Source organism: Vibrio harveyi (genome assembly GCF_030060435.1).
In the GTDB taxonomy this organism is placed as follows: domain Bacteria; phylum Pseudomonadota; class Gammaproteobacteria; order Enterobacterales; family Vibrionaceae; genus Vibrio; species Vibrio harveyi.
The window spans coordinates 895,757-914,490 of record NZ_CP125875.1; the positions used below are offsets into that span (position 1 = coordinate 895,757).

The 18,734-nt window shown below is 45.0% G+C and carries 19 protein-coding genes; 17 read left to right on the forward strand and 2 right to left on the reverse strand.

Annotation, left to right across the window (positions count from 1 at the left end):
- Positions 1 to 174 precede the first annotated feature (174 nt).
- The gene (locus tag QMY49_RS04140) at positions 175 to 729 is read left to right on the forward strand and encodes a hypothetical protein (protein ID WP_283312911.1); all 555 of its coding nucleotides are present in this window, start codon (positions 175 to 177) and stop codon (positions 727 to 729) included.
- A gap of 96 nt (positions 730 to 825) precedes the next feature.
- On the opposite strand, the gene nrfA is transcribed toward QMY49_RS04140, so the two are convergent.
- The gene (gene nrfA / locus QMY49_RS04145) at positions 826 to 2,253 is read right to left on the reverse strand and encodes an ammonia-forming nitrite reductase cytochrome c552 subunit (RefSeq protein WP_283312913.1); all 1,428 of its coding nucleotides are present in this window, start codon (positions 2,251 to 2,253) and stop codon (positions 826 to 828) included.
- Positions 2,254 to 2,703: 450 nt separating this feature from the next.
- On the opposite strand from nrfA, the gene nrfB reads away from it, so the two are divergent.
- The 15 genes from nrfB (at position 2,704) to QMY49_RS04220 (ending at position 17,216) form a co-directional block, all read left to right on the forward strand.
- Positions 2,704 to 3,306 carry a cytochrome c nitrite reductase pentaheme subunit gene (gene nrfB / locus QMY49_RS04150; protein ID WP_017817906.1) on the forward strand — a complete coding sequence of 201 codons (603 nt, stop codon included), beginning with the start codon at positions 2,704 to 2,706 and terminating at the stop codon, positions 3,304 to 3,306.
- A gap of 1 nt (position 3,307) precedes the next feature.
- A complete protein-coding gene (gene nrfC, locus QMY49_RS04155; RefSeq protein ID WP_005445109.1) occupies positions 3,308 to 3,994 on the forward strand; it encodes a cytochrome c nitrite reductase Fe-S protein in 687 nt (228 codons plus the stop codon).
- Positions 3,991 to 4,962, forward strand: coding sequence for a cytochrome c nitrite reductase subunit NrfD (gene nrfD, locus QMY49_RS04160; RefSeq protein WP_005445111.1), 972 nt, complete (start codon positions 3,991 to 3,993; stop codon positions 4,960 to 4,962). Before nrfC ends, nrfD begins: the two co-directional genes overlap by 4 nt.
- Positions 4,963 to 4,972: 10 nt before the next feature.
- Entirely contained in the window at positions 4,973 to 6,880 is a 1,908-nt protein-coding gene (locus tag QMY49_RS04165; protein WP_283312917.1) for a heme lyase CcmF/NrfE family subunit, read from the forward strand.
- Positions 6,858 to 7,391 carry a DsbE family thiol:disulfide interchange protein gene (locus tag QMY49_RS04170; RefSeq protein ID WP_009698391.1) on the forward strand — a complete coding sequence of 178 codons (534 nt, stop codon included), beginning with the start codon at positions 6,858 to 6,860 and terminating at the stop codon, positions 7,389 to 7,391. The genes QMY49_RS04165 and QMY49_RS04170 overlap by 23 nt, the downstream gene beginning before the upstream one ends.
- Positions 7,378 to 7,788 carry a heme lyase NrfEFG subunit NrfF gene (gene nrfF, locus QMY49_RS04175; protein ID WP_005445117.1) on the forward strand — a complete coding sequence of 137 codons (411 nt, stop codon included), beginning with the start codon at positions 7,378 to 7,380 and terminating at the stop codon, positions 7,786 to 7,788. The genes QMY49_RS04170 and nrfF overlap by 14 nt, the downstream gene beginning before the upstream one ends.
- A gap of 145 nt (positions 7,789 to 7,933) precedes the next feature.
- Positions 7,934 to 8,110, forward strand: coding sequence for a hypothetical protein (locus tag QMY49_RS04180; protein ID WP_005445119.1), 177 nt, complete (start codon positions 7,934 to 7,936; stop codon positions 8,108 to 8,110).
- 279 nt (positions 8,111 to 8,389) lie between these two features.
- Positions 8,390 to 8,986, forward strand: a complete 597-nt coding sequence (locus QMY49_RS04185) for a GTP cyclohydrolase II (RefSeq protein WP_005445121.1) — start codon at positions 8,390 to 8,392, stop codon at positions 8,984 to 8,986.
- A 175-nt stretch (positions 8,987 to 9,161) separates the two neighbouring features.
- Positions 9,162 to 10,424 (forward strand): imelysin family protein, encoded by a 1,263-nt coding sequence (locus tag QMY49_RS04190; RefSeq protein WP_050903244.1) that lies wholly within the window; start codon positions 9,162 to 9,164, stop codon positions 10,422 to 10,424.
- Between the two features lie 92 nt (positions 10,425 to 10,516).
- The gene (locus QMY49_RS04195; protein ID WP_283312926.1) at positions 10,517 to 11,899 is read left to right on the forward strand and encodes a di-heme oxidoreductase family protein; all 1,383 of its coding nucleotides are present in this window, start codon (positions 10,517 to 10,519) and stop codon (positions 11,897 to 11,899) included.
- Positions 11,900 to 11,909: 10 nt separating this feature from the next.
- The gene (locus QMY49_RS04200; protein WP_017189465.1) at positions 11,910 to 12,947 is read left to right on the forward strand and encodes an imelysin family protein; all 1,038 of its coding nucleotides are present in this window, start codon (positions 11,910 to 11,912) and stop codon (positions 12,945 to 12,947) included.
- Positions 12,928 to 14,010, forward strand: coding sequence for a DUF1513 domain-containing protein (locus QMY49_RS04205; RefSeq protein WP_017817910.1), 1,083 nt, complete (start codon positions 12,928 to 12,930; stop codon positions 14,008 to 14,010). Before QMY49_RS04200 ends, QMY49_RS04205 begins: the two co-directional genes overlap by 20 nt.
- A gap of 131 nt (positions 14,011 to 14,141) precedes the next feature.
- Complete coding sequence (locus QMY49_RS04210; protein ID WP_026138236.1) at positions 14,142 to 15,707, forward strand: L,D-transpeptidase family protein; 1,566 nt, start codon at positions 14,142 to 14,144, stop codon at positions 15,705 to 15,707.
- A 173-nt stretch (positions 15,708 to 15,880) separates the two neighbouring features.
- A complete protein-coding gene (gene mepK, locus QMY49_RS04215; RefSeq protein WP_005445130.1) occupies positions 15,881 to 16,429 on the forward strand; it encodes a peptidoglycan L,D-endopeptidase MepK in 549 nt (182 codons plus the stop codon).
- Between the two features lie 130 nt (positions 16,430 to 16,559).
- A complete protein-coding gene (locus QMY49_RS04220; protein WP_152163181.1) occupies positions 16,560 to 17,216 on the forward strand; it encodes an MBL fold metallo-hydrolase in 657 nt (218 codons plus the stop codon).
- A gap of 11 nt (positions 17,217 to 17,227) precedes the next feature.
- Here QMY49_RS04220 and QMY49_RS04225 read toward each other — a convergent pair whose 3' ends face one another.
- Positions 17,228 to 17,896: a DUF2982 domain-containing protein gene (locus QMY49_RS04225; RefSeq protein ID WP_005445138.1), complete on the reverse strand. Its 669-nt coding sequence runs from the start codon at positions 17,894 to 17,896 to the stop codon at positions 17,228 to 17,230.
- A gap of 270 nt (positions 17,897 to 18,166) precedes the next feature.
- Here QMY49_RS04225 and QMY49_RS04230 point away from each other — a divergent pair, with 270 nt between their 5' ends.
- A complete protein-coding gene (locus tag QMY49_RS04230; RefSeq protein ID WP_005445139.1) occupies positions 18,167 to 18,571 on the forward strand; it encodes a hypothetical protein in 405 nt (134 codons plus the stop codon).
- The last annotated feature ends 163 nt before the right edge of the window (positions 18,572 to 18,734 follow it).

The window sequence follows — 18,734 nt, forward strand, 5'->3', positions numbered from 1 at the left end:
TGCAGCGAATTGTTGGGCCTTTACACAAAGCAGAGGTTTTGATGTGCAGTTCGTCTTTATGAGAAGGCAAAAACGCAGTAGAAGTGACCCATAAACGCTACCCCAAAGGGGCGTCTAAAATTAACCGCGAAAGATAAACAGCCTCTGGAGCAGTAAAAGGAAAGTGGGTGATGAATGAACAATAAAGCGTTAGGGATATTAGCGGTGCTATGCGGTTCCGTGTTGGCGGGTTGTACCTCTTCCGATCATTCCGGTTCCTCATCTTCGGCTTATTACGCTTCTGGTTACTACGACCCATGGTGGTACGATCATGATGATTATTGGATTTACTACTACCCAGGTTGTTGTGATAACGATGACGAGTATAAAGAGAAGTTGGAAGCGTGGTGGAACGGTTTGGATGAAGAACAACAACAATCCATCAAAGACAAAGTTGAAGATTGGAAAGACGATGATATGTCCGCCAACATCGACACCATGAAACGTCAGCTTGACGATCACTGGCAATCGCTACCAGAAGAACAAAAGCAGGAGATTCAAACTAAATGGGAGAATCGTCCGGAACGCATCGAACCAGCGTTGATGCAAGACAAAGCATTGAAAGAAAAAGTGCAACAAAGAGAAACGCGACCAGAGACAAAAGTTCAACGCCCGGTAGCAAAACCTAGCATTCAAATGCCTAAAACACGTCCAAATATACAGTCCAGACCGAGACTTCCTCGCCGTTAATTATAAGGCGAGCTGGGTTTAGTTCGTCTTTTCCTACGATCAAACAAAAAGGGCGCATTGTGCGCCCTGTACTTTGCATGGTGTTATCTTAGTTGATTAGTACGTTGCTTCGCGCTCCGCTGCTGCTTTATCCCAATCTGGAACCACGGTCTCTAAGAAGTGGTTCTTGTCCGCGTTCATTTTTTCCATATCCATCCCAAGAGCTTGTTGTGCTTTGGCCTTAGTTGAAATATCAGGGATCTGTACTGGGTCAGTAATGCCTTTCGTCGCTAGTAAACGAACCAGCTTAGTACGGGCGTCTGCTGCGCGGTCGACTGCAGTACCCAGTACTTCAAGTGCCACTTCAGGCGCGTGCATATGAACGCCATGAGAGGCAATTGCGTAATCCCAACGCCATTGTGCATGGCGGATATCTTGAAGGATAGGTTGCATCTCTTCTTCTGTTGCCCCGGCTTTCCATGCAGCTCCTGCCTCAAAGTGCGCTGCCACGATTTGCTTCTCGGCAGTGAGCTTCATGTTCAGTACTTGCGCTTTGCGAGTCGAAACGATGCCTTGCAGCTGTTCTTTGGTTTGGGTATGACATTGCGCACACGTGTCTTCGAAACGATCAAATGGGTTACCCACTTTGTGATCGGTGTAAACTGTGCCGTCTTCTTTGGTTACTTTAGGCATGTGACAGTCCACGCAGACCACTTTGTTTTTGCCATGGATACCATCACGCCACGTTTCGTAACCCGGGTGCTGTGCTTTCAACATTGGTGCCTTGGAGACTGCATGCGTCCAATCTTTGAAATTTAGCGCGTCGTAGTATTTCTCCATGTCATTAACGGTAGTGCCCATGTCCCATGGGAATTTGACGGCTTTCGTCGGACCCGTAAAGTAGTACTCTACGTGACATTGCGCACATACTGATGCTTGTTTATCTAGGCGAGATTGCTGATCAAAGTTTTTGCCTATTGTATCGAGTGCACGTTCTACGTATGGACGGGTCAATGCTAAAGCAGGCTCACCTTTCTTAAACTCTTCAGAGCGTGTGTCATGACAGTCAGAACAACCGATCGGGTTGACGATTTCTGAGCCTAAACGTGCCCATTTCCCTTCGAAATAACCGTCTTCACCTCGCTCTTCAATCACACGCGCCACATCTGGGCTTTTACAGCTCCAACACGCCATTGGCATGGGACCGGACTTCTCATCGCTAGGTGCACCGGTACGTAGAGTTTGGCGAACATCATCGAGTGCGTAAAAGTGACCGCGTGCCTTGTTGTAGTCTTTCGCGAATCCATAGCCTGCCCATAAGATTACCATGTTCGGATCTTCGCCTAGGGCATCTTCAATATGTTCGCTCTCAGAGGTGGCTTTCCATGAGTGGTATTGGTCAGGGTGTTGTTGCTCAAAGGCATCATTGCGAGGGTCCATGAGACCTTTCTCTTCTGCTGCCAACGGAGCGCCGGCCAAAAATAATTGGCTGGCGAATAAGGTCGCAACCGCGATTGGTGCGCTCATCCAGTGTTTTATGCTCACGGTGTTATCTCCATATTCGTTTTTATTAGCAGCGTTGTGAGGAGCTATTCCAAATAAGAATCGGAGATCTAAAGTTAATATTATTAGTTAATTAAGGAGATGAAATAGTGAGCGAAACTTGTCTTGTTTTAGATCAATTTACACCAGTGATCTCAATCATATTTAGATTTATATACCCCTAAAGGGGTAGTGGTTAATGTCTTGTTTGATAAGGGGTTGGCTTTTTAACCATTTTAAAAATAGGGTGATTTAGTTCGCTTTTTGAACAGGTGTTTCTACCCCTTATGAATAATAGAGGTATTATAAATATAGGTTTAGCGTTGTGGCTTTCCGAAATAAGAATTGATGTCATTTGAAGATTTGGAAAATATCTTCAGAGGAAATTAATTGTCGCTCAAATAAATAGTTGAGAATAGTTATCAATTATTATCGAGCTAAGGAAAGAAAAATATGGGCAATATAAAATTGACCATAGAGACAATGCTGAAATTTCTCTTCATCCTTGCCATCTATGGTTTTACCATCGCCGCCCATGCGACTTCTTCAGAGCCAATTGATGGAGCTCAATCTGAGCGTCATCAAGTCGAGTTAATCCGTGACAGAGACTATAAATGTCTGCAATGTCACAAGGATGCCAAAGAGACTCTGAACCTTTCGCATGATCCTCAAGCGTTACTCAGTCAGGGTAAACAGCTTAATTGCACCAACTGCCATAGTAATATCGGTCCTGACCATCGAGAAGGCGCGCCTGATGTAATCAAGTTTTCAGCGGCTCAATCGAAAGCGGTGCACGACAAAGTGTTCTTAGACCCAAGCTTGATCCTCAAAGCGAACAGCCAGTGTGTGGATTGTCATACACCAACAAAGCTAAGAGAAAGCCACTGGACACATGATGTGCATGCTAAAAATCTCACTTGTTCAAATTGTCATGATGTACATGCCGCCAAAACTAAAGCGCTGTCGTACGACAGAAAGCAACTGATCAAACAGTGTGTGGATTGTCACTCTGAATTTGCCGTCAAACCTGAGCTCGCAAAAGAAGAGGAGAGATAGCATGAAATGTTCGAGAAGAAACTTTTTAGCCGGCAGCGGCGCATTGATATTGACCACGGGCGTTGCAGGCACCTCTGTTGTGAGCTCCTCTCTTTATGCCAGCGACAGTGAACAAGGTAAACGTTTAGGTATGGTGCATGATGAGAACGCTTGTATTGGGTGTACCGCCTGTACTGATGCCTGTAGAGAAGTAAATAAGGTGCCTGATGGCGTGACACGCCTTAAAATTCACCGTGGTGAACCGATTGGTGAATTTCCTGACGTGGAGTATCAGTTCACTCGAGAGTCCTGCCAGCATTGTGATAACCCTCCTTGTGTATATGTATGCCCAACAGGGGCTGCCTATAAAGATGAAGCGACTGGTATTGTCGATGTACACAAGGAAAAGTGTGTCGGTTGTGGTTACTGTCTTGCTGCTTGTCCTTATCAAGTGCGTTTCTTTAATCCCGTCGACCATTCTGCGGACAAATGTAACTTCTGTAGAGACACCAATTTAGCGCAAGGTAAACAACCAGCTTGTGTTGAATCTTGCCCAACTAAAGCGCTGATATTTGGCGATCTGAACGATCCAACGAGTGACGTGAGTAAAGCGATAGATAGCCATGTGGTGTACCGCGATAAATCACATTTGGGTACGCAACCTAAGCTGTACAAAATTCCGCATAGTAAAGGGGAGGTATCATCATGAACGGCTTTGAAAGTGCTTTCCATTTTGACTCGCTAGTCTGGGATTGGATCATCGCGATTTACTTATTCTTAGCGGGCATGTCGGCTGGAGCTGTGATGATCGCGCTCTATCTTAAGCGCAAAGTCATTGAAGGTGATCCGGCGAATAATGGCATCATGAAAGCAATGGCTTGGCTAGCACCATTTGGCATTATCTCGGGATTAGTGATTTTGATTTTCCACTTAACCAAACCTCTCGAGTTTTGGAAGATCATGATTTACTACAACCCGACGTCAGTTATGTCGATGGGCGTCATCCTGTTCCAAGTCTATATGATTGTTTTGTTCGTGTGGATTGGCACTATTTTCCGTCATCAAATCATCCGTTTTTGTGAAGGAAAATTGCCGAGCAAATTGCTCGATTTGGCGGATACTGTCTTGATCAAAGCAGGTAAAGCGAATAATGCCGTAGAATTGTTCTTAGGTTTCTTGGCGATTGTACTCGCGGCATACACTGGCTTCTTATTGTCTGCACTCAAGACTTACCCAATGCTCAACAATCCAGTGCTACCAATCTTGTTCCTATTTTCAAGTTTGTCTTCCGGTGCTGCGGCCAGTTTGATGTTTGGTATCTTGGTATTTAAAGAACCAACCAGCAGTCCTAGTGTGTCATGGGTACACGGATTTGAACGCCCAGTCGTATTGTTTGAGTTGTTTGTCCTAGTTACCTTCTTTACCGGACTGATCTTCAGCGGTGGTCAGAACGAAGTCGCGGCTTGGAATGCGATATCGACGGGTTTTTGGGCACAATGGTTCTGGGGAGGCGTGATCCTCATCGGCATGTTAATGCCTTTGACGCTCAATTGGTTGACGCCTGCCGAAGTTCGTCACAAAGGTGGCTATGTGTTCGTAGTGACTTCTTTGAGTTTGGTTGGGGTATTGATGCTTCGTACCTTCATTCTCTATGCCGGTCAAATGACCATCGTATAAAGGAGGAAAAATGGAGGCTGAGCTGGGATTTTTCTTATTGATACTGGTCGGTGTCGCATCGACTTGTACGGCATTATTGCATTGGATGAGGCGCGCCATGAATAAGAAGGTGGTATTGCCCCATCAAATAGCGATGTCACACATCATCAGCTTAGCCTCTTTAGTTTGTTTAACCCTATTGATCATCAGTTTTATTCAGGACAACTTCGCCTTAGAGTACGTGGTCACTCATTCTAATAGCCAATTGCCCATGGCGTTTAAAATTGCTGCCGCATGGGGAGGACACCAAGGCTCGATGTTGTTCTGGGTGGTCACGTTAAGTCTTTGGGCTTCCTACATAGCACGCAAGTTACCTATTAGTGGGCAATACACCGCTGATTGTTTAGGTATTATGAATATTCTGATTGCGGTGTTTGCGTGGTTTACACTCCTTACTTCTAATCCATTTGAATACGCGCAAGAGTTGGCTACACAAGGGCGGGATTTGAATCCGATGTTGCAAGACGTAGGGCTGATTATTCATCCACCTTTGCTGTATTTGGGCTACGTTGGTTATGCGGCAATTTTGGCATTTGCTCTAGCGGCGCTGTTAGGTCCGCGACCAATTCATGAATGGTATAACGCAGCACGTGGTCCAGTACTTTTTGCTTGGGGCACTCTCACGTTGGGTATCATCGTTGGGTCTTGGTGGGCTTATAACGAACTTGGATGGGGTGGCTGGTGGTTCTGGGACCCAGTAGAAAATGCGTCGTTGCTTCCTTGGCTAACTGGTGGTGCGTTACTTCATAGTGGGGTCATTGCGACGAGAAACAAGGGGGCAATTTGGAGCACTTATGCGTTAGCTTTTGCAACATTCAGCTTGAGTATTCTCGGCACATTTGTGGTGCGTTCTGGTGTGCTCACTTCGGTGCATGCATTTGCTGTAGATCCAACCAAAGGTCTTGTATTGCTTAGCGTGCTGTGTCTGCTAGTGATAGTGACTTTTGCCTTGCTTATCACCAAAGGCGAACATATCGCCCGTTTTCAACTTCGCACATTAACCAGCCGAGCCTACACCGTTTATTTTGCAATTGGATTGCTCGTTATGACGACAGCAATCGTCTTTCTCGGCACCTTTTACCCTATGCTTTATCAACTCTTGGGGTTGGGGAATATTTCAGTAGGAGCACCGTATTTTAACAGCCTTATCTTCCCTTTAAGCCTGCTAGCGCTCGTTGCTCTTGTGCTAATGCCCATCCTGAAATGGAGTAAAGGCATCAATCAGACGATGGCTTCCCAAACCGGAACTGCAGGCGCGATCTCGTTTGTTGTCGGGTGTGCTTTTATCTTTACTGTCGACGTTATTCATCTGACAAGCCTTATCACGCTAGTATTGTCAACGTGGGTCGGAGTGTCACATGCCTTAATGCTATTTAAAACAGAAAATAGACGTTTGCGGTTACCAATGGTGTTTGCGCATATTGGCTTTGCGGTAGCATGTTGCGGAGCTGTGTTTAATAGTGACTATTCATATGAATATAATCTGCGTGTAGAACCGGGTACTACGTCTCAAAGAGCTGATATTAGCATCGACTATCATGGGATAGAGTGGCGAGTAGGTCCAAACTACACCGCCGAGCAAGGAATGATCGATCTGCGCCTTGAGGACGGTAGCCGTCTCAACTTTACGCCAGAGAAACGCCATTACCCTGTGCGAGTGATGAATATGACCGAACCAGCGATTCGCTCGCGGTGGTATGGGGATTACTATGTGACGTTAGGTGATAAAGTCGATATTCATGCTTATGCGATTAAAGTGCAGTATCGGGCTGGGATCTGGTGGATCTGGATCGGCGGCATTCTAGCGGTGCTAGGTATGTGCACGACATTAATGACGAAAAGAAAAGAGGCATTCAATGCGACCGAGAAATACGCTTAAACTAGCAGGGTTAGTCGCGAGTGTGATTGCATTTGCTGTTGTAGCGACTATCGCGTTATCAGATAGACCGAATGTCGAATTGTCTCAGCAGCGCAATTTATCCATCCCTGAATTTACCGCCACGTCTTTACTTTCGGGTAATGACGTCACTCAGCAAGTTTTTAAAAAGGAACAGTATAAATTACTGAATGTTTGGGCATCTTGGTGCGGCATATGCAAGCGTGAACATGAAGAATTATTGCAACTTGCTGAGCTTGGTGTCGTTATTATTGGACTGAATTATCGAGACAACAATCAAGCTGCTCGTGAATATTTGAGCTCTAAACGAAATCCATACATAGAGGTGATCAGTGATCCAAATGGTAGGCTTGCAGTTGAGCTAGGGGTTATTGGAACACCAGAAACGTATTTGATTGATCAAAATGGCAAGGTGTTGATCAAATATCGAGGTGAGTTAACTTCGGATAAATGGAACGATATATTTTCAGGTTATTTGAATGTTTCGATTTAATTATCTATTTCTCATGCTAGTCACGTTTGCGTTATTTTCTTCTTCGCTAAAGAGTGAAGAAATTGTGCAGAATGTTGATCTGTTTGAGTTTCATTCTATTGAACTGCAACAACGCGCAACGAGATTAGCCAAGACATTACGCTGTCCGCAGTGTCAGAACCAAAACTTAGTTGAGTCAAACGCGCAGGCTGCAAAAGACCTGCGTTTGAAAGTGTATACCATGGTGAATGAAGGCCATTCAGATCAAGAAGTGAAAGATTATTTGGTGACTCGTTATGGGAATATTGTTCTATATAAACCACCATTTAATTATTCTACTGCCATGCTGTGGATCCTTCCGGCGTTATTTTTGATCTTTTTTGTCCTATATTCGATCCGAATGATAAGGCGTGATTAATGTGACCGTTATTCCACTATTAAAAATAAATTGTGCACATAACAAACAGAATGTTATCATTTTCTCGAATTTATGAATGCTTCAGCGAATAGCAAACGATATAAATTGAGCTGGAGGAGTAATAAAGAATGAATAGGTGTACGCAGTGGATTCAGTTATAACGCAATTAAAAAAGGACTTTTATTCGCAGATTCGTGCATTGCAGTCACCGAAACTGCCTCAAGTCACTTCATCTCTCGCGGTGTTGACCGACGAGGAAATTCAAGAACTCGAAGCGGTCTGGATTGAGCTCGCCGTGTGGAAGCGAAGCCAAACGCATTGAATGCCAGATTTTAATAACTCTTTCTAAACCCCAGGCAAATATGTCTGGGGTTTTTTTATTGTAGTTCGTCATAAATGTTATATTATAACAATTGTAAAGTCGGCTAGCGGGTGTTATTCCGATAGGATTTCCAAGCTTGTCACACATAAGAATAGGGCTCGTTGTGATCTCAACATTGAAAAATGCGGTATCAATCCCCATAGTTGAAGAGCAAATGAGAACAATCCCATGAATGCAATAACGAACATGCATCAAGCAATAAATCGAGTGAGTGTAGATATGGCGGAAGTACGTGCCAGAGTAGATTTTAAAGTCGGGGCTAACAGTAACATTGATGCCGAAATCCTGTCTTTTCGCGGTCTGAAGACGGATAAAGAGCATGTAGCAATTATCTTTAAGCAAGCAGACCAAACACAAGACATGCCTTTAGTGCGCATGCACTCTGAGTGTCTGACTGGTGATGTGTTCCACTCTTCACGCTGTGACTGTGGCGAGCAATTGGAAGAAACCATCAACCGAATGGGTGAGTCAGGTGGCATTATCTTATATCTTCGCCAAGAAGGTCGCGGGATCGGTTTGTACAACAAAATTGATGCGTACCGTTTACAAAGCCAAGGTATGAACACATATGAAGCCAACAACCACCTAGGCTTTGATGATGACTTGCGCGATTTCACCGAAGCGGCACAAATGCTTGAGGCGTTAGGGGTTGGAAAAATCCGTCTCGTAACTAATAACCCTAAAAAAATCCGTGAGTTATCGGAATACGGAATTGAAATTACAGAGGTTGTCAACACTTCAGCGCACATTAAAGATGGCAATGAAAATTATCTTAAAGCAAAGGTTTCACACGGGAAACACCACCTAAAGGTTTAATCTTAAAGATAAATTTGACAATAATGACTGTTAAAGGCCTCATTTTTATGAGGCTTTTTTTGTATCTGGAGTTGCAAATAAATTGTAAATTTGTATTATCTCGGGACAAAAGTGCAAATAAGAATAATTAGCACTACCAATACGATAATTAAAATGCTCAACAAGGATGCTTCAGATGAATGCAAAAACAGTATTAGTCCAATCTATTGCTGCATCACTCCTCATTGCCAGTGGTTCTACGGTTGCTGCGACAGTAACTAAACAACAAGTGGTCGAACATTATGCTGACGTGGCACACGCCGTGTTCGCTGATTCTGTGACTACAGCGAAAACACTCGACGTAAAAATCGATGAGTTTCTTGAATCCCCATCAGCGAAAAAGCTTGAAGAAGTTAAACAAGCTTGGCTTCACGCTCGCGTACCATACCAACAGTCTGAAGTTTTCCGTTTTGGTAACGCAATCGTCGATGATTGGGAAGGTCAGCTTAACGCATGGCCGCTCGATGAAGGTCTGATTGACTATGTCGCTTCTGATTACCAATATGAGCTTGGTAACGAAGGTGCTGCAGCAAATATCATCGCAAACACAAGCCTACAAATTGGTGCGTCTAAGCTAGACGTTTCAAAAATTACACCAGAGTTGCTAGCGGATCTAAACGAAGTGGGTGGCTCTGAAGCAAACGTTGCTTCTGGTTACCACGCGATTGAATTCCTACTTTGGGGCCAAGATCTAAATGGCACAAATGCGGGTGCGGGTCAGCGTGCTTATACTGACTTTGTGGTTGGTTCTGAATGTACGAATGATCATTGTGACCGTCGTGGTGAGTACCTAAAAGCGGCTGCAGATCTGTTGGTTCAGGATCTTGAGTGGATGGAGAAGCAGTGGTCTTCGGAAGTAAAAGGTAATTACCGTGAAGAGCTTCTAAGCGAATCTGCGGATAATGGTCTTCGTAAGATGTTGTTCGGCATGGGCTCTCTGTCTCTAGGTGAACTAGCGGGCGAACGTATGAAAGTAGCGCTAGAGGCAAACTCTACTGAAGATGAGCACGATTGTTTCTCAGACAACACGCATAACTCTCATTACTACAATGAGCAAGGCATCTACAACGTTTACACAGGTACGTACAAAGGTGTTGACGGAAAAGAACTGTCTGGTCCAAGTATTGCGGATTTAGTCGCTCAAAAAGACAAACAAGCGGCAAAAGAGATCCAAAAGCAGTTTGATACAACACGTAGCCAAGTGGGCGAGCTGGTTACTTCTGCAGAGAAGAATAACCAACACTTTGACCAGTTGATCGCAGCTGGTAATACGCAAGGCAATGCGTTAGTCAATGACACGATTATGTCATTGGTAGCTCAAACAGGTGCGATTGAGCGAGCGGCGAACATCGTCGGTATCGACAGCTTAAGCCCTGATACTGCTGATCACGAGTTTTAATAAGAAAACCATAATAAATAAGGGCTCTTTGTGAGCCCTTTTGCCGTTTGAGCTCGTTGTTATCACACCTGTCGTATTAGTAGAGCAATGATATGAAGCCATACCTATATTCTGCGCTAGTCGCGCTCCTTTCTTCTTCTGCCATGGCTTATGATGTTAAGTCTGGTGGCAAAACCAGCGTCAAAAAAGACGGCGCTAACGCGTATTCTCTTCCTGCTGCCAACCTGCCGATGAGCAAACGGCTGGACTTTAGTGTCGGCAACAGTTTCTTCCGTAACCCTTGGGTACAAGCGCCTGCATCAACAGACGCTCGCGATGGACTGGGACCTTTGTTTAACACGAATGGTTGCCAAAACTGCCATATCAAAGATGGGCGTGGTCATCCGCCGGAAAAAGACGATTTGCATGCGGTCTCTATGCTAGTGCGCCTCAGTATTCCAGCAATGACTCCGGAGCAGAAAAAAGCGTACATCAAAGATGGCGGTATCCCTGAGCCAACTTACGGTGGGCAGCTACAAGATTTTGCACTGCAAGATCAAACGCCGGAAGGCAAGATCAATATCAGTTACACCGACGTGCCAGTTACTTTTAAAGATGGCACCAGGGTCGTACTCAGAAAGCCAGTGCTGCAAATTACGGATTTAGGTTATGGGGCGATGCACCCTGATACAGAGTTCTCTGCGCGTGTTGCTCCGCCAATGATCGGTCTTGGTTTGCTGGAGAGCATTCCCGATAAAACGTTGCTGGCTTGGGCTGACGAGCAAGATACAAACAAAGATGGTATCTCTGGCAAAGTGAATAAAGTGTGGGACATCGAAAAAGACGATTTCTCAATTGGTCGATTTGGCTGGAAAGCAGGGCAACCGACGCTCATGCAACAAAACGCCGCTGCATTTAACGGCGATGTGGGTCTAACTAGTCATTTGTTCCCGAACGAAAACTGCACTTCTAAGCAGACGATTTGTGATGACATGCCTAATGGCGGCAAACCAGAGGTGAGTAAAAATATCCTCGATTTTGTTGAGTTCTACAGTCAACACCTCGCAGTACCGGCACGTCGAAATATCAATGATCCCGAGGTTCAGCTTGGTCAGCAGATTTTTGCGTCTTCTGGCTGCGAAAGTTGCCACAAGACGAGCGTAAAAACCGCTAAGCGACCGGAATTACCGGCTCTTTCTGAGCAACTTATTCACCCTTATACCGATATGCTTCTGCATGACATGGGTGATGGCTTGGCAGATAACCGTCCTGAGTACCTAGCGAATGGCCGTGAATGGCGAACCGCGCCGTTATGGGGGATTGGTTATACCGAAGAGGTAAATGGTCATACTTACTTCTTACATGATGGTCGTGCACGTAACTTAATGGAAGCCGTATTGTGGCACGGCGGCGAGGCAGAAACGGCTAAGCAAAACGTTTTAGCGCTCAACAAGAAAGAACGCGACGCATTGATCGCATTCCTGAATTCTCTATAAGGAGCCAACCATGAAAAAAACTTTGTTAGTGAGTGCGATTGCCGCAACGTTAAGTTTGGCTGGCTGCCAATCGACAAACGGGTCAAGCTCTGTTGAGCCCGAGAGTACAAGCCATATTTCACAAAACGTATACGAGGTGGAGTTTAACGCGGCACAGGCGTTTGTAACTCAGACAACCAAGTTAGAGCAGAGCCTCACAGAATACTGTGCTTCACAAATGAAAGGTGACGCACAAATTAAGCAACAATGGCATCAAACCATGTTGGTGTGGATGGCATTACAAGGGCAAGAGCGTGGACCTGCGACTGCATTAGAGCAGAGCTGGAATGTGCAATTTTGGCCAGATAAGAAGAACACGACTGGACGAAAAATGTCGGTCTTAACGAAGTCTGACCAAATTTGGAGCGCAGAGGATATTTCGACTCAAAGCGTAACAGTACAAGGGTTGGGTGCGCTGGAATGGTTGCTTTACGACAAGGCGTCGAGTTTATCTACTAATAGCAATACGTGTGCTACCAGTATTGCGATTGCAGAAAACCTTAATAACAAAGCAAACATCATTGCAGATTCATGGGCACAAAACCCATGGAAGTCATTAGACATGACAGAGTGGGAGTCTGAGTACATTTCGTTGCTGTCTAATCAATTAGAATACAGCATGAAGAAGCTGAGCCGTCCATTGGCCAAAATAGGCAAACCGCGTCCTTATTTCTCAGAATCATGGCGTTCACAAACTTCATTGTCTAACTTGAAGGCTAACCTTGAAGCGTTACAGGCTCTCTATCTTGCTAACGGCTCTGGTTTAGATGCATTGCTTCGTGAGCAGGGGCATAGTGAATTAGCTGATCGTGTTGTTCATCAATTTGATATGGCGTTGGATACGTGGCCTGAAGATAAAAGTTTGTTTGCCGCGCTGCAAACCAAAGACGGTTATCGAATGGTTCTCGCACAATACAACAAGCTTGAGCAACTGAAGTATCTGATCCACGAAGAGGTGGCTATCGAACTTGGTGTCGTTATAGGATTCAATGCAACCGATGGTGACTGATCAAACTCGCCGAACCTTACTGAAAGCCGCTTTGTTTGGAGCGGCTGCCCCTGTTATGCCGTTCGGTTGCACTTCAACAAACACACGCGAGCCTGCTTTGATTGGCTGCTCTATCATTGGACGCGACAAATACGCTGCCGTAGTTGCCGATGAACATGGCATGCCGCTGTCTTCGCTGCCAATCCCTGAACGGGGTCATGGCGTGGCGACCAACCCGCAAGGTCATGCGGTTGTCTTTGGTCGTCGTCCCGGCACCTTTTTTATGGTGTTTGACTATCGTTCGGAGCAAATGGTCAAACTGGAGTTAGCAAAAGCGGACCGCCATTTCTATGGGCATGGTGTTTACTCCCATGATGGTCATTACTTATTTGCCACTGAGGGGGAAAGGGGAACAAGCCGAGGGATCATCGGAGTTTATGATGCGCAAAGGCAGTATCAAAAAATCGATGAATTGAGCGGATTTGGTCTCGGACCTCATGAAGTCATCATGATGCCTGACGGCGCTTTAGCCATTGGTGTTGGTGGCGTCCACACGAATGGACGCGAGCCGCTTAATATAAATACCATGACGCCAAGTCTGAGCTATCTTTCGCAAGAAGGAAAATTGTTAGACCAAGTGTCTTTACCCGATCATAAGCTGAGTATTCGTCACCTTGCACATGATGGTGTTGAGACAGTGCTTTGCGGTCAGCAATATCGTGGTGAGCCGGATGAATACCCAGCTTTGATCGCCATGCATACGCGTGGTGGTGAGATGCAAGATTTGCAAGCTGAACCGGAGCAGTGGGCGCGTTTTAATCATTATGTGGCAAGCATTGCTGCGACAGAAGATTGGATATTAGCAACATCACCTCCGGGAAGTTGTTACGGTATTTGGTCGAAATCCACCGGGCAGTTGGTTGAATTGAATGCACTACCAGATGCTTCTGGTGTCGTCACTTACGGTGATGAGTTTCGCGTCAGCTCTGGCGCAGGGAGAGTGGTCGAACAAAGACCTACAGAGTCAAAGAATACTTTTGCTAGCGGCGTTCAATGGGATAACCACTGGGCGAGAATTGTCTAGAAAGATCATTAAGTAACATCTTATTGAGGATCTTGTTGGCATTTTCGTTTGCAGATTCTTAATTTTAAAGCGGCAACCCGTGAGATATTTGCCATACTTTTTTTATGGCACGTAACGAAGGGATCGTTTCAGTGATTGCTAGACTCATAATGATAACGGCACTTTTGGTGCCGTTTTGCAGCTTTTCAACCGTGGTTTCTCCCGATGCATCTGCACAAACAGAGCAAGAGGGCGCGGTTGATCAGTTGTCTGTGGAGAAGATGATCCACTATCCAGATGTCATCGATCAGCTCTACCAAAGCACCAACTACCGTCTCAACTGGGAAAATGAAACTGATGTTGATCAACTCATCTTTCAAATTGAGCTGGTGGCATTGGCGGATGTGACCTCTGAATTTGATGACCAACTGCGACGTATTGAACAAGTACGCGAACAAGGTGATGAGCTTGACTTTGATCTGGTGATGAGTGATTCACTCCTCATGTATTTGTCCTACCTTGAACAAGTTCCACAAGAAGGCATCAATTGGCTATTTGCAAATAAAGTTCACGTTAAACTGCCTGCGCCAAGTATCGAAACGCTGTCGTTGTTGAGTAATGAAATCACGGTAGGCAAACTTGACCAGTTTCTTGCCGAACTTCGCTCCCCCCTACAAATGGATGCATCATTTAATACCGCCTTTGCTTCATTATCGACTTACGCGCAGTTTGAGTTCCCTTTGTATCAGCAAGAGCAGAGATTGGCGAGAGTCGGAGACGAGCTATTTGATAAATCGAGCCTGATAGCGCGGATGCAAATCGTGGGCGTTGAAGTCGGTCATTTAGACACAGAGACCACACGTTATGATGAAAACCTAGAACTGGCGGTGATGGAGTTTCAACGTATTCATGGCTTGAAGCAAGACGGTATCATCGGCCCCAATACGATTCGCTGGATCAACTTCTCTCCTGAGCAACGATTGCACTCTCTAGCACTTAACGCAGAGCGCTCGCGGATTTGGGCAAAAGAGCGTGATAACGTGGTGTTTGTCAATGTCCCCGGCTACGAAGTGACCTACTGGCATCAAGGACAAGCACTGTTTGAATCCAAGGTAGTGGTAGGGAGAGCATCACGCAAGACCCCAATCATGACGGGCACGCTCGATTCCGTTATCTTAAACCCAACTTGGAATGTTCCTTGGAAGATCATGGTTAAGGACATCATCCCTAAGGTGAAGCGTAATCCCATGTATCTGATCGAGCATAATATCCAGATCATCCGATCATGGACCTCGCAAGAGATCATTGACCCAACCACAATTAACTGGGCAACGGTCAACCCAAGAAGCTTTCCTTACCGGATGAGACAGTCATCGGGTTCGCACAATGCTTTAGGGTTGTACAAGTTTAATATGCCGAACCCACAAGCAATCTATCTACACGATACTCCAAGCAAAAACTTGTTCGATCAAGATCGGAGAGCATTCAGCTCAGGGTGTGTTCGCGTTGAGCATGCTGATCAACTTGCTGAGTTGCTCTTTAAAACGCAAGGTCTTGAAGAACGGTTAGCGAAAAAACGTCAAAGTGGACGTCGCTCCAACACCTCAGTGCCTTTGAGTGAGCGAATTCAAGTGCACATCATTTATCAAACCGCGTGGTTAGAAGAAGGCACGCTCTACTACCGCGATGATATTTATCAATACGACGACCAAGGGTAAAGGGCACACTTAATTTAAGAAAATTTACAATTAAGAAAATCTGTTTTTTGTTCAATAAGTAAGCAAAAAATCCAGCCTAAAAGCGACAAGCCGGACCGGTTTATGCATTTGACGCGTTAAATAGGTTTCGGTAATGTCCGCTGCTCGTACAGTAATTGAGCAGTATATTTGTCATGGTAAGTCGTAATTTTTCCCGTCGTGATTTTCTTAAAATGACCGCTGGTGGTGTTGTGGTCGCCTCGGCGATGCCAAGTTTGTCTTGGGCCTCATTGCCTGATGAACCTCGTGTGCTTGCGATGAATAATCTCAATACTGGTGAGCTTTTGGAGTCATGCTACTTCAACGGTAGTACTTATGTGGACGAGGAACTTAAACGGCTTGATAAGTTTTGTCGTGACCATCGTCGCAACGAAATCCATCCAATGGACCGCCGCTTATTTGATCAAATCAGTCAGATCCAAGCACTGATAGGTACCGATGCAGAGGTAATTGTGATTTCAGGGTACCGTTCGCCTCTAACGAATGCATCGCTACGCAACAACTCTTCTGGCGTGGCAAAGAAAAGCATGCACATGGAAGGCAAAGCGATCGATTTTCGCTTAGATGGCGTCAAGCTTTCGACCGTGCGTGATGCCGCATTAAGTTTAAAAGCGGGTGGTGTTGGCTATTACCCACGCAGTAACTTTGTACATATCGATACCGGCGCAGTACGTTCTTGGTAATGCCTGCCTAAGACTTAATTTATTGACGTAGAAAGTCGTTAATTACCCATGGCTCAGCGCTTGAAGTCACTTTGGCTTAATGTCATAGTTGCCGCAGTTTTCACGAAAATTTATTCGGTATAGGTTATCTATGGCTCTGAAGTTCCAAGTTGTTCCCGTAACATCTTTCTCTCAAAACTGTTCTATTGTCTGGTGTGATGAAACCATGAAGGGCATTGTGGTTGATCCGGGTGGTGATGAAAAGCAACTGGCAATGCTGATCAAAGAGTTGGGTGTTGAGGTTGTAAACCTAGTTCTGACACACGGTCACTTAGACCATGTGGGCGGCACTGAACCATTATCTGCTCTTCTTGGTGGCACTGAAATTGTTGGGCCACACAAAGCGGATAACTTCTGGTTGCAAGGCTTGGAAGGTCAGAGTCAAATGTTTGGGTTCCCATTGACTGAAGCGTTTGAACCACATCAATGGCTAAATGAGGGCGATAAGGTCTCTTTTGGCAACCAAACTTTAGATGTTATTCATACGCCTGGACATACGCCTGGTCACGTTGTGCTTTACAGTGAAGAAGCTCGTCTTGCTTTCGTTGGTGATGTTTTGTTTAACGGCAGTGTAGGTCGTACAGATTTCCCTCAAGGGGACTTCAATACATTGATAAGTTCGATCAAAGAAAAGCTGTGGCCACTCGGCAACGATGTAACTTTCGTTCCTGGGCATGGCCCACAATCGACGTTTGGTCATGAACGCAAGACAAACCCATTCGTTGCAGACGAAATGCCTCTATATTAAGGCGCATTGAATTAAGCATCTGGCTCGGCGGCAGCTAAGTAACGTCGAGCCAATCCCACAAACTCTTCAGCTTCTCGGTCTAAGTCACTGGCTGAAATAAACACGTCATAGCCGTAAAACTGCCTCTGATACTTCATTCTATTCGCCAGCATGGCTTGTAGACCTTCGTAATGCATGCCTTCTTGATTAATGTATGGAGCGGGGTCTAACACCATATCTTCAAATTTTGTTTCGCAATTATTTTGTCTTGCGCCTAAGTAAAGCAAAGCTCGTTGCCCTAATAAAATTTCCGTTGCGATTCGAGGACAGATCGAGTTGAGATAAGGGGAATAGTGCTTTAAGCGAATACCAATCCAAGGTAAAGGCTGATGCCAACCTTCTTGCTCGTAGGTGCAAATACCGATTGAATCAATGTCTTTCCAACGTAGTACCCAGCCGCCTTTGAAAAGATGTTGCTGGAAATGAGAAGCGGTGAGCGTGAAAGAGACCTGGCTCTTTTTGATCATTACAATGGCAAAGCCAACGATGAGTGCCATCAAGATCACCGACAACATGGCTTGTTTCCACCCTGGAGCAATTAAAACCAGAAATAAGGTAATCGTGACAACCATAAACATGATCAATTTGTTGATGGGGGAGTCAGATTTGAAATGTGAGTTGCTGAGATGCCGCGTTTCCATGCTTTTAGCCTCATTGAACAATGGTGTTGAGACTCTTGTTTTTGATATTCATTTACTTGCTTATCAGAAACAAAGAACCTCTGTTTTTATACCCAGTATTCAATAAATCCGTTCACAATTTATCTGATTAAATAGTAGACGTTCTATGCAATGAGCGCATTTTTCATCGCGTTTCGCCGCTAAAACCTACAAATCGTTTGTGATTTTTGGTATAAAACGCGCTTCAAATTTTCATCCCTGCTGAGATGCAGTGAACTGGAGAAATATTCAATGAGACTTGCTCATAAGCGTAAAGTGCAGATGAAACTGCAAAAACGCATTAAAGCGACAGTAGCAAACGTAGTTGCAGCACCGAAGGCGGCTAAACCTGTTGTTGAGAAAGCAGCAGCACCTTCCGTTGCTAAAAAAGCTGTTGCTGAAAAAGCAGTAGCTGAGAAGAAAGTAGCTGCAGCAAAAACGGTTGAGGTTGCACTTACTCCTAAGCAGCAACAAGTACTAGATATCGTTGTAGCAAACGCAGAAGGTATCAACCCTAAAGGTATCGGTCTGGCTGCTGGTCAAGAAGACACTAAAGCGGCATCATGGGCTACTGGCGCACTGAAGAAGCTTCTTGAAGAAAACCTAGTTCAAAAAGAGCAGTTAGCAGGTAACAAAGTTATCTATAAAGCAGTTTAATTACCGCTGTAATTCTGTTTTTTGCATTAAATACCTCGGCATTGGTCGGGGTATTTTTTTACCTTAAGAGCGGCTTTTTCCCTTCCATAATTGAGCATTCTAACGATACAAACCCGTCATTTGTCACAATTTATTAAATACTGTGTAAATTCTTTCGCAGTTA

Bases quoted from the DNA above. Each gene is read 5' to 3' on its own strand.
- QMY49_RS04140 (WP_283312911.1), top strand. From the start codon at position 175: ATGAACAATAAAGCGTTAGGGATATTAGCGGTGCTATGCGGTTCCGTG.
- nrfB (WP_017817906.1), top strand. From the start codon at position 2,704: ATGGGCAATATAAAATTGACCATAGAGACAATGCTGAAATTTCTCTTC.
- nrfC (WP_005445109.1), top strand. From the start codon at position 3,308: ATGAAATGTTCGAGAAGAAACTTTTTAGCCGGCAGCGGCGCATTGATA.
- nrfD (WP_005445111.1), top strand. From the start codon at position 3,991: ATGAACGGCTTTGAAAGTGCTTTCCATTTTGACTCGCTAGTCTGGGAT.
- QMY49_RS04165 (WP_283312917.1), top strand. From the start codon at position 4,973: ATGGAGGCTGAGCTGGGATTTTTCTTATTGATACTGGTCGGTGTCGCA.
- QMY49_RS04170 (WP_009698391.1), top strand. From the start codon at position 6,858: ATGCGACCGAGAAATACGCTTAAACTAGCAGGGTTAGTCGCGAGTGTG.
- nrfF (WP_005445117.1), top strand. From the start codon at position 7,378: ATGTTTCGATTTAATTATCTATTTCTCATGCTAGTCACGTTTGCGTTA.
- QMY49_RS04185 (WP_005445121.1), top strand. From the start codon at position 8,390: ATGGCGGAAGTACGTGCCAGAGTAGATTTTAAAGTCGGGGCTAACAGT.
- QMY49_RS04190 (WP_050903244.1), top strand. From the start codon at position 9,162: ATGAATGCAAAAACAGTATTAGTCCAATCTATTGCTGCATCACTCCTC.
- QMY49_RS04195 (WP_283312926.1), top strand. From the start codon at position 10,517: ATGAAGCCATACCTATATTCTGCGCTAGTCGCGCTCCTTTCTTCTTCT.
- QMY49_RS04200 (WP_017189465.1), top strand. From the start codon at position 11,910: ATGAAAAAAACTTTGTTAGTGAGTGCGATTGCCGCAACGTTAAGTTTG.
- QMY49_RS04205 (WP_017817910.1), top strand. From the start codon at position 12,928: ATGCAACCGATGGTGACTGATCAAACTCGCCGAACCTTACTGAAAGCC.
- mepK (WP_005445130.1), top strand. From the start codon at position 15,881: ATGGTAAGTCGTAATTTTTCCCGTCGTGATTTTCTTAAAATGACCGCT.
- QMY49_RS04220 (WP_152163181.1), top strand. From the start codon at position 16,560: ATGGCTCTGAAGTTCCAAGTTGTTCCCGTAACATCTTTCTCTCAAAAC.
- QMY49_RS04225 (WP_005445138.1), bottom strand. From the start codon at position 17,896: ATGGAAACGCGGCATCTCAGCAACTCACATTTCAAATCTGACTCCCCC.
- QMY49_RS04230 (WP_005445139.1), top strand. From the start codon at position 18,167: ATGAGACTTGCTCATAAGCGTAAAGTGCAGATGAAACTGCAAAAACGC.